We start from the raw sequence: 13852 nt of genomic DNA on the forward strand, positions 1-13852 counted from the left end.
CGCTACGCCCCGACGAGATGGGGGGCGCGGTCGTCCAGGAACGTGTGCTCCAGCGCGTCGTCGCAGTTCAGGATCTGCTGCTGGAGGCGACGCAGGCGGTGCGAGGGTTCCAGGCCGATCCCGTCGGTCAACGCGGTGCGCACGCCCTGGTAGGCCGCCAGCGCGTCGTTGCGGCGCCCGGAGAGGTACAGCGCCAGCATCAGGTACTCGTGCAGCACCTCGTCGTAGGGATTGAGCGCCACGAGGGCGTGCAGTTCGCCGATGACCTCGGCGTACCGGCGCAGCCGCAGGTCCAGGCCGACGCGCTGGCTCAGCACCGCCTTGCGGTCCTCCTCCAGCCGCAGCACGTGCGGGTGCAGCACGGGGCCGGCCGGCACATCGGCCAGGGGCGCGTCACGCCACAGCTTCAGCGCGTTGCCGAGCTCCGCCGAGGCCTGTGACAGGTCCCCTCTGGCCTCCGCCTCTCCCGCCGCGGACACGAGCCGGTGGTAGCCGACGATGTCGAACTGCTCGCCGGGGACTTCGAGCCGGTAACCGGTGGCCTCGGTGATCAGCGTCTCCTTGGGGAGACGGTCCGAGGGGCCGCCGTCGAGGGCGCGGCCGATGCTCTTGCGGATCTGCATGACGCAGTTCTGGATGCCCGTCGAGGCGCTCATGGGCACGTCGAGGCCCCACAGTTCGCGCTCGATGGCGGCCCGCTGCACCACGCGGCCCCGGTTCAGGATGAGCACGGCGAGGAGCTTTCTGGCCTTCAGCGCCGTGGGGACCACCGACACGCCGTTCATGGTCACGCGCAGGGGGCCCAGCACTCTGGCGATCATCCGTCCTCCTCGCTCAGGCAACCTGTGTAGCGGTTTATCAATGGACTGTAGCCCATGTTTTGACCGGTGTCGTTCGCGGGTGCACCGCCCTATGCAAGGAAACAGCAGGTTGTCGGCCTTGCGAAGCTGGGGGAAATTCGCCCGTGACGCACTCTTCTTCTGCCGTTCATCGAGTCAACTGGAAGTCAAACTTGGTCTCTGGTTTACTTTTGGACCTCACACCACAACCCAGGGGGCTTCGTGCAGCAAGGCGGCATGCCTGACATCGCGATCGTCGGGATGGGATGCAGATTTCCGGGGGCGCGCGGAGTGCGGGCGTTCTGGCACCTGCTCGAGCACAACACCGACGCCGTCACACCCGTGCCGGAGGACCGGTTCGACGTGCGGCGGTACCACTCGGCGCGGCCGGGCGAACCGGGCACGACCGTCTCGCGGCACGGCGGGTTCATCGACGACCTGTACGGCTTCGACGCCGCCTTCTTCGGAATCGCCCCGCGCGAGGCGCTGGCCATGGATCCTCAGCAGCGGGTCCTCCTCCAGGTCGTCTGGGAAGCGCTGGAGGACGCGCACATCCTCCCGTCCTCGCTGGCGGGCAGCCGCACCGGTGTCTTCGTGGGGCAGGCGACCGCCGAGTACGGAGACCTGGCCGAGTCCGACAGGCATCAGGACGTGCACGGGATGGCGGGCGGCCGGCTGCGGACGATGACCGCCGGGCGCCTCTCCTTCGCCCTCGACCTGCGAGGGCCCAGCCTGATGGTCGACACCGCGTGCTCCTCGTCCCTGGTGGCCGTGCACCTGGCCCGGCAGAGTCTGCTGACCGGGGAGAGCGACCTGGCCGTCGCCGCGGGAGTCAACGCCGTGCTCTCGCCGTCCGACGCCATCACCTACTCCCAGGGCGGCATGCTCGCCCCCGACGGACGCTGCAAGTTCGCCGACGCCTCCGGCGACGGCTTCGTGCGCAGCGAGGGAGTGGGGGCCGTATTACTCAAGCGGCTGCCCGACGCCCTGCGCGACGGCGACGAGGTCCTCGCCGTACTGCGGGGAAGCGCCGTCACCAACGACGGCCAGGGCAGCGGAACCCTGCTCCAGCCCGCCGTGTCCGGACAGACCGAGATGATCCGCTCCGCCTGCCGCAGCGCCGGCATCACCCCCGACCAGCTCGACTACGTGGAGGCACACGGCACCGGAACCCCCGTCGGGGACGACGTCGAACTGCGCGCACTGGCAGAGGTCATGGGCGGCGAAGGACGGTCCCGGACCCGTCCGCTGCCCATCGGTTCCGTCAAGACGAACATCGGCCACGCCGAAGCCGCCGCCGGGATCGCGGGCCTGATCAAGACGGCGCTCATCGCCCGGCACCGCACCATCCCCGCGTCCCTGCACCTGCGCACCCCGCACCCCGCCCTGGCCGGGGAGACCGCCACCCTCGCCTGCGTCACGCGCAACACCCCGCTCGTGCCCGGCGGCCGGGCCGCCCTCATGGGTGTCAGTTCCTTCGGCCTCTCCGGCACCAACGCCCACGTGATCGTCGGAGAGTACGTGCCCGAGCCGCGCACCGGGCAGCTCTCGCAGGGCACTTCGGACGCTCCCGAAGAGCCGCGGCTGCTGCTGCTCAGTGCCCGCACCCCGGCCGCCCTGAGCCGGCTCGCCGCGCGCTACGCCGACTTCCTGGACGGCGACGAGGGGCGCGCGTTCACCCTGCGCGACATCTGCCACACCGCCGCCACGCGACGTGACGCCCACCCCCACCGCCTGTGGGCCGTCGGCCGCACCCACGACGAACTCGCCGCCGCCCTGCGCGCCCTGGCCGAGGGCGAGGAGACCCCGGACGGAGGGACGGCCGACGCCGGATTCACCGGCGACCGCCGGACCGCTTTCGTCTTTCCCGGGCAGGGCTCGCAATGGCTCGGCATGGGCCGCCGCCTGCTGGCCTCGGAAGCGGTGTTCCGCCGGACCCTGACGGAATGCGACGCGGCCGTCCGGGAAGAGCTGGGGTGGTCGGTCATCGGCCTGCTGACCGGCGACGGCGAGGACTCCCCGCCGCGGGAACTCCCCGACGACGTCGCGGTGGTGCAACCCCTGCTGTGGGCCATGCAGGTGTCACTGGCCGCGCTCCTGCGCGCCAAGGGAGTCGAACCCGACCTGTGCGTCGGGCACAGCATGGGCGAGGTGGCCGCCGCCCAGGTCTGCGGTGCGCTGTCGCCGAAGGACGCCGCCTCGGTCATCTGCCGGCGCAGCTCGCTGATGCAGAGCCAGGCGGGGCGCGGCGCGATGCTCGCCGTCGAACTCGACGCGCAGGACGCGGCGGACGCGGCGGCGCCCTACGGCGACGCGGTGTGCGTCGCGGCGGAGAACGCCCCGGGGAGCACCGTCCTCGCCGGGGACGCGCGCGCTCTGCACCTCATCGCCGAACGCCTCCAGACCGAAGGGGTGTCCTGCCGGTACGTCAAGGTCAACGTGGCGTCCCACTCCCCGTACATGGCGGAACTGCGGGACGACCTGGCCGGCGCCCTCGCCCACCTCACGCCGCTGCCCGCCCGCACGGCGATGCTCTCCACCACCCGCTGCGAGCCGGTCGACGGGCCCGAACTGGACGCCGCCTACTGGGTGGACAACCTGCGCGAGCGGGTGCGTTTCGTGGAGGCCGTGCGGACAGCCGCCAAGGAGGAGACGGTGTTCCTGGAGGTCAGCCCGCACCCGCTGCTCGTCCAGTCCGTCACGGCGGTCCTCGACGAGCAGGGCGCCGCACCGGCCGCCGTCGCCACCCTCAAGCGCCACCAGGACGACGGCGAGAACCTCACCCGGGCGCTCGGGCAGCTCTTCTCCCACGGCGCACGCATCGACTGGAACCGCTACTTCCAGGGGACCGCGCCCCGCGTCCCGCTGCCGACGTACGCCTGGGACCAGGAACAGTTCAGGAAGGAGCCGGCCCCCGCTCCGGCGCCCGCCGCGCCGGCCGAGCACGTACGGGAGCTCGAACTGCGCGAGTTGGGCCTGGACGACCTGGGACAGAGCGTCCGCACCCGGGACGGCGCGGCGGTCGTACCGCCGGTGCTCTACGTCGAGGCCGTCCTGCGGGCGGCGGACGGCATCGGGCAACGCGGTGAGGGGGTGCTGGAGGACGTCGAGTTCGGGAACCGGCCCTGGGAGCTGGCACACGCGCGCGATGCCGCGGTACGCGTGTGCCTGACGCCCGCCGCGGAGCAGGGCTGTTTCGTCTTCTCGGTCACCGCGCTGCGCACCGCGGACGGCATTCGGGACGGTGAGCTGTGCATGACCGGCAGGTTCCGCACGGCCGGCCCGGCCGCCGACGCGGGCGAGGACACCGCCGGACGCAGCGTGACGGCCGAGCCGTACGGCCGGGAGCTGCTGGACGCCGGCCTGACCCGGTGCACCGCGTACGTGCCGGCGGCGGAGTTCTACCGCCGTGCCCAGGGCCGCGGCTACACCATCGACGCGGCGCTGCGCACCGTGGCGCAACTGTGGTGCTCCGAAGGCGAATCGGTGGCCCGCATGCGCCGCTCGCCCGGCGCGGGGACGGCGGCCGGGCTCGAAGCCGGGCTTCTGACGATGCTCGCCGCGTGGCCGCGCTCCACGGGTGCAGGGGGAAGACCGGACGGCTATGTGCCGGTGTCCTTCGGCCGCGTCCTGGTCCGGGACGCGGCGGGAGTCGGCCGGGACCACTGGTGCGTAACCCGCTTCACGCCCTCGGACGGTACGGACGACGCGCGCTGTGACGTGTGGCTGACGGCCGAGGACGGCCAAGTGATCGCGGAGTTCCGTGACATACGGCTGCGTCGCCGAGCGGCGGGCCCCGCCCACGAGCCGCTCGACGCGGAAGGCCCGGTGCCGGTCCCCGCGACGCTCGACGCGGCAGGCCCGGTGCCGGCTCCCGCGACCACGACCGCCGGACGCGCCCCCACGCCCGACGACGTGCTCAAGCAGGCCGCCACCGTGCTCGGCCTCTCGGCGACCCGGCTCGACCCGCGCAGGCCGCTGCGGACCCTGGGGCTGGATTCCCTGCTGGCGACCGAGCTCAGGGTGCGCCTGCATCGCACGGCGGGTGTCGACATATCCGCCACACGGCTGCTGGGCCGCGAACCCATAGGCGTGATCGCCGCTTCCGTGGCGTCCCGGCCCTGACATCACCTCAGGAAAACGAAGACCATGACTCATAGATGTACCGTGGTATAATTTTTTCATGGCCGGGGGAGCCCGCACAACGACGTGAGAAGGCGAGGAAGCACATGGCCTCTGAACCTGCCCGCCCCCTCGGGCGCAGAGAGCGCAGCAAGCAGCGGGTTCGGGACCGCATCTACACCTCTGCCCTGACCCTCTTCGCGGAGCAGGGTTACGACCGCACCACGATCGACCAGATCGCCGAGCACGCCGACGTGGCCCGGGGCACCTTCTTCAACTACTTCCAGCGCAAGGAAGACCTGGTCACCGCCTGGGCCGAGGCCCGGAAGCGGCGGCTGGAGCAGTGCATGGAAGAGTCGATGAAGTCCCGGAACGACGATGTGACGGTGCACCTGGAGAGGTGCATGGCGGCACTGGCGGAGTTCAACGAGTCCGAGCGGGAGATCACCGCCGCCATGCTCCAGGCCTGGGTGAAGGCCGGCCAGCCACTCCTCGAAGAGCCCTACGCGGGCCAGGTCTTCGCGAACATCATCGAAGCCGGGCGCCAGCGCGGGGAGGTCGCCTTCGACATCGATCCGATGCGGGTCGGCAACATCCTCCGTGATTCGTACCTGGGCCTGCTCTACCGCTGGTCGCAGAACCCGGGCGGGCGCGTACCGCTCCACATCGAACTGCGCGAGGTCCTCAGGATCGTCCTCACGGGCGTCCTGTCGTACTCCCAGCACGGGCGCGGCACTCCGGCGTCGCCGGCTCCCGCCGCGACCCCGCTCGCACCGGCGTCGCAGGCGTAGAACCCGGCCAGGGCTCGGACCGGCCCGCCGACCGTCAGGTCGGCGGGCCGCTGTCGCCGGGGTCCGGCGAAACGATGCCTCAGCCCGCGACCCGCAGCAGCAGCACCGCCCGCGCCGGCATCGTGATCTCCGTCCCCGCCCGGTGCTCCACCCCCGGCGCCTCCCCCTGCTCCTCCAGGCTCGTGTCGACGACGACCTCGTACCGCTCCGCCCAGGGCGGCCCCGGCAGCACGAAGCTCACCGGCCCCTCGCCCGCGTGCAGAACCGCGAGGAAGCTGTCGTCGAGGATCTGGTCGCCGCGCTCGTCCCGGCCCGGGATGTCCCGGCCGGAGAGGTACATGCCCAGGGCGGCGGCGGGCGCGTACCAGTCCTGCTCCGTCATCTCGGTGCCCCGGGACGTGAACCAGGCCAGGTCGCGCAGGCCGTCCGCGGTCTGGGCCCGGCCCGAGAAGAACGCCCGGCGCCGGAGCACCGGGTGCCGGTGGCGCAGCTCGATCAGCCGCGAGGTCAGCTCGGACAGCGCCTTCCAGCCCGGGTCCTGAAGCAGGCTCCAGTCCACCCAGCCGATCTCGTTGTCCTGGCAGTACGCGTTGTTGTTGCCGCCCTGGGTGCGGCCCAGTTCGTCGCCCGCGAGCAGCATCGGCACACCCGTGGACAGCAGCAGCGTGGTCAGCAGGTTCCTGAGCTGACGCCGCCTGAGCGCGGTGACGCCCTCGTCGTCCGTCTCGCCCTCGGCGCCGCAGTTCCAGGACCGGTTGTCGTCCGTGCCGTCCCGGTTGCCCTCACCGTTGGCCTCGTTGTGCTTGCGCTCGTAACTCACCAGGTCGCGCAGGGTGAAACCGTCGTGCGCGGTGATGAAGTTGACGGACGCGTACGGCCTGCGCCCGCCCCAGGCGTACAGGTCGCTGGAGCCGGACAGGCGGTAGCCCATCTCCCGTACGTCCGGCAGCGCGTGCCGCCAGAAGTCCCGTACGGCGTTGCGGTACCGGTCGTTCCACTCCGTCCACAGCGGCGGGAACGCCCCCACCTGGTAGCCGCCCGACCCCACGTCCCACGGCTCGGCTATCAGCTTCACCCGGCGCAGCACCGGGTCCTGGGCGATGACCGCCAGGAACGGGGAGAGCATGTCGACGTCGTGCATGGAGCGGGCCAGCGCCGCCGCCAGGTCGAAGCGGAAGCCGTCCACGCCCATCTCCGTCACCCAGTACCGCAGGGAGTCGGTGATGAGCCGCAGCACGTGCGGCTGGACCACGTGCAAGGTGTTGCCGCAGCCGGTGTAGTCGGCGTAGCGGCGGGGGTCGTCCTGGAGACGGTAGTAGCCGCGGTTGTCGATGCCCTTCAGCGACAGCGTCGGCCCCAGCTCGCCCGCCTCCGCCGTGTGGTTGTAGACCACGTCGAGGATGACCTCGATCCCGGCCGCGTGCAGGGCGCGCACCATGCGCTTGAACTCGCCGACCTGCTGGCCCGTCGTCCCGGAGGCCGCGTAGGCCGCGTGCGGGGCGAAGTAGCCGATGGAGTTGTAGCCCCAGTAGTTCCGCAGGCCTCTGCGCAGCAGATGGTCCTCGTGCGCGAACTGGTGCACCGGCAGCAGCTCCACCGCCGTCACGCCCAGCTTCACCAGGTGCTCGATCGCCGCCGGGTGCGCGAGGCCGGCGTAGGTGCCGCGCAGCTCCTCGGGGATGTCCGGGTGCAGCCGGGTGAAGCCCTTGACGTGCAGCTCGTAGATCACCGAGTCCGCCCAGGGCGTCTTCGGGCGGCGGTCGTCCGCCCAGTCGTCGTCATCGTGGACGACCACGCCCTTCGGGACGTACGGCGCCGAGTCGCGGTCGTCGCGCACGGTGTCGGCGACGTGCTGCTGCGGCCAGTCGCGGACGTGCCCGTACACCTCCGGGGGCAGGATGCCGTAGTCGTTTCCCGGACCCGCGTCGACCGCCCGCGCGTACGGGTCGAGGAGCAGCTTCGCCGGGTTCCAGCGGGCGCCGGTCCACGGGTCCCAGCGGCCGTGCACCCGGTAGCCGTAGCGCTGCCCGGGCAGCACGCCCGGGACGAAGCCGTGCCAGATCTCGTGGGTCAGCTCGGCGAGCCGGACCCGCGACTGGTTGCCCGCCTCGTCGAAGAGGCACAGCTCGACCCCTTCGGCCCCGCCCGCCCACAGGGCGAAGTTGGTCCCGGCCACCCCGTCCGGGCCGACCCGGAACCGGGCGCCGAGCGGCGTCGGCGCGCCCGGCCGGGCGGCCACCGTGGGCGGCGGCGCGGCCCGCCGTGCGCCGTTCACGGCGGCGGCCTGGCGCCCGTTCTCGGTGGCCTGATGGCCGGCCACCGCCTCCTGCTCGGCTGCGCTGGACACCTGTCAGCCTCCCGCGGCTCGTGGAACGACGGGGGACAGAGGGGTGCGGTCCTGTGCTCCGGCCCGGGTCGCGGCTCCCCTGCGCGTCGTCCTCCCCACTGTTCTGCCCAGAGCGTGGGTCGCACTCACGTTTCCCCGGGGGCGGGCATGGTCGTTTCCCGGGGCCGCGGCCGGTCGTTGGGCACCTCGTGAGGCACGTACAAGGGCGCGCGCGGCGCGCGAGGGCCGCGCTGGCCGCCGTAGTGACATGGGCAGGGCTCCTGACCGGGGCCACCGGCTGTACCTCGGACGACGTGGGCGGGATCGCCGGGGCGTTCGGCGCGCCCCCGGCGCCCGACGACCTCATCCGGGTCTCGCCCGACGACGGCAGCAGGGGTGTGCGCCCCGGGAAGAAGCTGCGGGTGCACGTGCCCCACGGCAGGCTGGAGTCGGTGAAGGTGGTCCGGTCGCAGGACGCGCAGGAGTCCCCGGTGCCCGGGCACCTCTCCGACGGCGGACTGACCTGGGAACCCGACGACGAGCGGCTCGCGCTGGCCGCCAGGTACACGATCGACGCGGTGGCCGTGGACGGTGACGGACGCCGCTCCGCCCGGCACACCACCTTCACCACGTACGTCCCGGAGGAACGCTTCATCGGCTACGTCAGCCCGGAGAACCGGGCCACGGTCGGCACCGGCATGATCGTCTCGCTGGAGTTCAACCGGAAGATCGCCGACCGCGCCGCCGTCGAACGCGCGGTGGAGGTCACCGCCCGCCCGGCCGTCGAGATCCGCCCCCACTGGTTCGGCCGGACCCGCCTCGACTTCCGCCCCGAGCACTACTGGAAACCCGGCACCCAGGTCACCGTCGCCCTGCGCCTGCGGGACGTCGAGGGGGCGCCCGGCGTCTACGGCCTCCAGCACAAGACGTTCTCCTTCACCGTCGGCCGCAGCCAGGTCTCCGTGGTCGACGCCGCCCGGCACACCATGGAGGTGTGGCGCGACGGCGAGTCGCTCGCCACTGTGCCCGTCACGGCCGGAGCCCCGAAGACCACCACGTACAACGGCAAGATGGTGGTGACCGAGATGCTCGAGGTCACCCGGATGAACGGTGCCACGGTCGGCTTCAAGAAGCGCAACGGCAAGGGCGAGTACGACATCCCGGACGTCCCGCACGCCATGCGCCTGACCGACTCCGGCACCTTCCTGCACGGCAACTACTGGGCGGACCACTCCGTCTTCGGGCGTACCAACGTCAGCCACGGCTGCGTCGGACTGCGCGATGTGAAGGGCGGCGGCTCGGACACCCCGGCCGGCTGGTTCTTCGACCGCAGCCTCATCGGCGACGTCGTCGAGGTCGTCCACAGCAATGACAAAAAGGTCGCTCCCGACAACGGGCTCGGAGGCTGGAATATGGGCTGGAATGCATGGAAGGCGGGCAGTGCGGTGAAGTAGCAGGACAGGGGGGCGGGTTGGCCGGCGTTCCGTTGGGACCGAACAGTGACAATCGGGGGCCGCCGGGCCGTCCGACCTGTGGTTACTATTCGCCGGTGCGCGGGGGACACGCGCAGGGGTGCGGGCCTGACCAGGCCCGGGGAGGGGAGAACAACTTGAACGGGCGACCGATATCGGGGGCGTCGGTTGGCGGCAGGCACGGGCTGCTCGCGCTGATCATGGGCGTGCTGCTGCTCGCCGTCACGGCGTGCGGCGGCGGGGGGACCGGCTCCGGTTCCGGTGCGGGCGCCGGCAAGGGCAAGGGCGCGGACGCCGCGCAGAGCAAGCAGTCCGAGGCCGTCGTCGGCATCACCCCCGAGGACGGCGCCAAGTCCGTCGACACCAGCGGGGCGCTGAAGGTCACCGCCGCCAAGGGCAAGCTGACCGAGGTCGAGGTCAAGGACGCCAAGGGCAAGAAGGTCGACGGCGAGATATCCGGGGACGGCGCCACCTGGACGCCGTCCACCCACCTGGCCGCCGCCACCAAGTACACGGTCCACGCGGTCGCAAAGGACTCCGAGGGCCGCACGGCCGCGGAGGACGCGGGCTTCACGACCCTGACCCCGAAGAACACCTTCATCGGCACCTTCACCCCCGAGGACGGCTCCAAGGTCGGCGTGGGCATGCCGTTCTCCATCCGCTTCAGCCGGGGCATCACCAACCCGGACGACGTCGAGAAGGCCATCCGCATCAAGACGGAACCGGCCGTGGACGTCGAGGGCCACTGGTTCGGCAACGACCGTCTCGACTTCCGCCCCGAGAAGTACTGGAAGCCCGGCACCAAGGTGACCGTCGACCTCGGCCTCGACGGCGTCGAGGGCCGCCCCGGTGTCTACGGCGAGCAGGACAAGAAGGTCGAGTTCACCATCGGCCGCAACCAGGTCTCCGTCGTCGACGCCAAGAAGCTCACCATGAAGGTCATGCGCGACGGCAAGGTCTTCAAGACCATCCCGGTCACCACCGGCAAGCCCGGCATGGAGACCTGGAACGGCCAGATGGTCATCAGCGAGATGCTCACGGTGACCCGGATGAACGGCGAGACGGTCGGCTACGGCGGCGAGTACGACATCAAGGACGTCCCGCACGCCGTGCGCCTCACCACCTCCGGCACCTTCCTGCACGGCAACTACTGGGCGGGCGGCGCCTTCGGCAACTACAACGCCAGCCACGGCTGCATCGGCCTGCGCGACGTGCGCGGCGGCTGGGACAAGAAGGTGCCGGCCGCGTGGTTCTTCAACCACTCGATGGTCGGTGACGTCGTGATCGTCAAGAACTCCGAGGACCGCATCGTCGACCCGGACAACGGGCTCAACGGCTGGAACATGTCGTGGGAGAAGTGGAAGAAGTAACTCTTCGCTGCTGACAAGAGGGCCCCGGTGTGACGGACCGCACCGGGGCCTTCGCCGTTAGTGGGCGTTAACCTGCTGCCCATGACCGTCTCTCTCGAAGTCGCTGAAGGCGTCGGCACGCTCCGTCTCGACCGCCCGCCCATGAACGCGCTGGACATCGCCACGCAGGACCGGCTGAAGGAACTCGCCGAGGAGGCCGGGCGCCGCGAGGACGTGCGGGCCGTGGTGATCTACGGCGGCGAGAAGGTGTTCGCGGCCGGCGCGGACATCAAGGAGATGCAGGCGATGGACCACACCGCGATGGTCCTGCGCGCCCGCGCCCTCCAGGACTCGTTCACGGCGGTGGCCCGGATCCCCAAGCCGGTCGTCGCGGCCGTGACCGGCTACGCACTCGGCGGCGGCTGCGAACTCGCGCTGTGCGCGGACTTCCGCATCGCCGGCGAGAACGCCAAGCTCGGCCAGCCGGAGATCCTGCTCGGCCTGATCCCCGGCGCGGGCGGCACCCAGCGCCTGGCCCGCCTGGTCGGCCCCTCCAAGGCCAAGGACCTGATCTTCACCGGCCGGATGGTGAAGGCCGACGAGGCGAAGGAGATCGGGCTGGTGGACCGGGTCGTGCCCGCCGACGAGGTGTACGCGCAGGCGCACACCTGGGCGGCGAAGCTGGCACAGGGCCCGGCCCTCGCGCTGCGCGCCGCCAAGGAGTCGATCGACACGGGCCTGGAGACGGACCTCGACACGGGCCTGGCGATCGAACGGAACTGGTTCGCGGGCCTGTTCGCCACCGAGGACCGCGAGCGCGGCATGCGCAGCTTCGTGGAGGAAGGGCCGGGCAAGGCCAAGTTCCTCTGAAGGACTCCTCCGAGGGCTTGCCCTTGACGCGGTGTCTGATCCGGGTCCCTCGATGGGGCGGTTCACGGCAGCTCGAGGCACCTTTGAGCGTGTCCGGTCGGGGGAGTCCGCCGGTTGCCCCGGAACGGGCCGTCGTCGCAGGCCGGAGAGGCTGCGGGCGATTTCGAAGTGTCGCTGGCACATGCCGTCGGCCCGCCGGTCCGCACCTCGTTCCCGGGGGCGTATTCCCCGGGAACGGCCCCCGAGGGCGCTCCGGGCGGCCATGATGGGGGCATGGCGGGGCTGGAGGGTATGGAACAGCCGCGGGGACACGCACATGCGGCCGCGGCGCGCTGGTCGCCGACCGTCGAGGACGAACGCGCGCTGAAGGCGCTGGAGTTGTACGGCAACCCGACGGAGGCGGAGGTGCCGCTGCCGTCCCGCCCCGAGTCCGCGGCCACCGCCAGACGGCTGACCCAGGTCGTCGTCCTGCGCCACTGGGGGCTCACCCCCAAGACCACCGAGGACGCGGTCTTACTCGTCTCCGAACTGGTGGGCAACGCCGTACGCCACACCGGCGCCCGTGTCTTCGGACTGCGCCTGCACCGGCGCCGCGGCTGGATCCGCGTCGAGGTCCGTGACCCGTCCCGGGGGCTGCCCTGCCTGATGCCGGTCCAGGAGCTGGACATCAGCGGCCGGGGCCTGTTCCTCGTCGACAAGCTGGCCGACCGCTGGGGGGTCGATCTGCTGCCCCGCGGGAAGACCACGTGGTTCGAGATGCGGGTCAACGACCGCTGAGGACCGCCGCCGACCGGGCTCGACGAGCGGTGTGACCTGCGACGGCTCGCCCGGCCGCCGATCGGGCGAATCACCGGTTTCCCCGCGAGGCGGACCTTAAATGGTGCAATGCACCGCCACCTTGTCAAGAGCGCCCTCGTCGTGGGCGCCGCCCTCGCCTGCCTCGCCGCCTGCGGCACGCAGGACGGGGAACGGACCTCCGAGGCACACGGCACCAAGGCCGCCGTGCCCGCGCCGCGCGAGAAGAAGCCCGTTAAGGGGCTGCCCGGGATGCCGCCCGTCCTGGATCCCGAGGACGTGTACGCGGCCGACCGTCCGAACAAACTGTCGCCCGTGGTCAAGGACTTCCCGTCCCGGGTGTACGTCCCCAACACCGAGTCCGACACCGTCTCCGTCATCGACCCGAAGACGTACAAGATCATCGAGACGATCCCCGTGGGCCGGCAACCCCAGCACGTCGTCCCCTCCTGGGACCTGAAGACGCTCTGGGTCAACAACAACCGCGGCCACACGCTCACCCCGATCGACCCGAAGACCGGCAAGGCGGGCAAGGAGGTCGAGGTCCACGACCCGTACAACCTCTACTTCACGCCGCACGGCAAGTACGCCGTCGTCATGGCCTCCCTCGACCGCGAACTGGTCTTCCGCGACCCGCACACCATGGAGATCAAGAAGACGGTCCCGGTCTCCTGCTACGGCGTCAACCACGCCGACTTCTCCCTCGACGGCCGCTACTTCATCGTCTCCTGCGAGTTCAGCGGCGAACTGCTCAAGGTCGACACCGAGAAGATGAAGGTCGTCGGACAGCAGCGGCTGCCGTTCGAGGGCGCCATGCCGCAGGACGTGAAGGTCTCGCCCGACGGCAAAAAGTTCTACATCGCCGACATGATGGCCCACGGCATGTGGGTCCTGGACGGCGACAAGTTCACCGAGCCCACCCTGATGCCCACCGGCAAGGGCTGCCACGGCCTCTACGTCAGCCGGGACTCCCGCGAGATGTACGTGTCCAACCGCGGCGAGGGCACGATCTCCGTCTTCGACTTCACGCGGGGCAAGCTGACCAAGAAGTGGCAGCTGCCCGACGGCGGCAGCCCCGACATGGGCGGTGTCTCCGCCGACGGCAAGGTGCTGTGGCTGTCCGGCCGCTACGACGCCGAGGTGTACGCCATCGACACCCGCACCGGCACCCAGCTCGCCCGCATCCCCGTCGGCAGCGGCCCGCACGGCCTCGCCGTCTACCCGCAGCCCGGCCGCTACTCGCTCGGCCACACGGGCATCTTCCGGTGAGAGCCATCGGCCGTCCACC

General features: G+C 71.2%; 9 protein-coding genes. 7 read left to right on the forward strand and 2 right to left on the reverse strand.

Going from position 1 to position 13852, the window contains the following annotated elements; translation table 11 throughout:
- Positions 1–2 precede the first annotated feature (2 nt).
- Positions 3–821 carry an AfsR/SARP family transcriptional regulator gene (locus CP976_RS30055; protein ID WP_150483134.1) on the reverse strand — a complete coding sequence of 273 codons (819 nt, stop codon included), beginning with the start codon at positions 819–821 and terminating at the stop codon, positions 3–5.
- A gap of 255 nt (positions 822–1076) precedes the next feature.
- Between CP976_RS30055 and CP976_RS30060 the strand changes: the two genes are divergently transcribed.
- Both CP976_RS30060 and CP976_RS30065 read left to right on the forward strand, forming a co-directional pair.
- Entirely contained in the window at positions 1077–4964 is a 3888-nt protein-coding gene (locus CP976_RS30060) for a type I polyketide synthase (protein ID WP_150483135.1), read from the forward strand.
- Positions 4965–5068: 104 nt separating this feature from the next.
- The gene (locus CP976_RS30065; RefSeq protein WP_150483136.1) at positions 5069–5752 is read left to right on the forward strand and encodes a TetR/AcrR family transcriptional regulator; all 684 of its coding nucleotides are present in this window, start codon (positions 5069–5071) and stop codon (positions 5750–5752) included.
- A gap of 79 nt (positions 5753–5831) precedes the next feature.
- On the opposite strand, the gene glgX is transcribed toward CP976_RS30065, so the two are convergent.
- Positions 5832–8099: a glycogen debranching protein GlgX gene (gene glgX / locus CP976_RS30070; RefSeq protein ID WP_150483137.1), complete on the reverse strand. Its 2268-nt coding sequence runs from the start codon at positions 8097–8099 to the stop codon at positions 5832–5834.
- Between the two features lie 188 nt (positions 8100–8287).
- Here glgX and CP976_RS30075 point away from each other — a divergent pair, with 188 nt between their 5' ends.
- The 5 genes from CP976_RS30075 (at position 8288) to CP976_RS30095 (ending at position 13833) form a co-directional block, all read left to right on the forward strand.
- Positions 8288–9532: a L,D-transpeptidase gene (locus CP976_RS30075; protein ID WP_150483138.1), complete on the forward strand. Its 1245-nt coding sequence runs from the start codon at positions 8288–8290 to the stop codon at positions 9530–9532.
- A 155-nt stretch (positions 9533–9687) separates the two neighbouring features.
- A complete protein-coding gene (locus CP976_RS30080) occupies positions 9688–10920 on the forward strand; it encodes a L,D-transpeptidase (protein ID WP_190147068.1) in 1233 nt (410 codons plus the stop codon).
- Between the two features lie 81 nt (positions 10921–11001).
- The gene (locus tag CP976_RS30085) at positions 11002–11769 is read left to right on the forward strand and encodes an enoyl-CoA hydratase/isomerase family protein (protein ID WP_150483139.1); all 768 of its coding nucleotides are present in this window, start codon (positions 11002–11004) and stop codon (positions 11767–11769) included.
- Positions 11770–11937: 168 nt separating this feature from the next.
- Positions 11938–12546 carry an ATP-binding protein gene (locus CP976_RS30090; protein ID WP_150483140.1) on the forward strand — a complete coding sequence of 203 codons (609 nt, stop codon included), beginning with the start codon at positions 11938–11940 and terminating at the stop codon, positions 12544–12546.
- A gap of 108 nt (positions 12547–12654) precedes the next feature.
- A complete protein-coding gene (locus CP976_RS30095; RefSeq protein ID WP_150483141.1) occupies positions 12655–13833 on the forward strand; it encodes a YncE family protein in 1179 nt (392 codons plus the stop codon).
- Positions 13834–13852: the final 19 nt, after the last annotated feature.

The sequence above is a fragment of the Streptomyces coeruleorubidus genome (genome assembly GCF_008705135.1).
Taxonomy (GTDB): domain Bacteria; phylum Actinomycetota; class Actinomycetes; order Streptomycetales; family Streptomycetaceae; genus Streptomyces; species Streptomyces coeruleofuscus.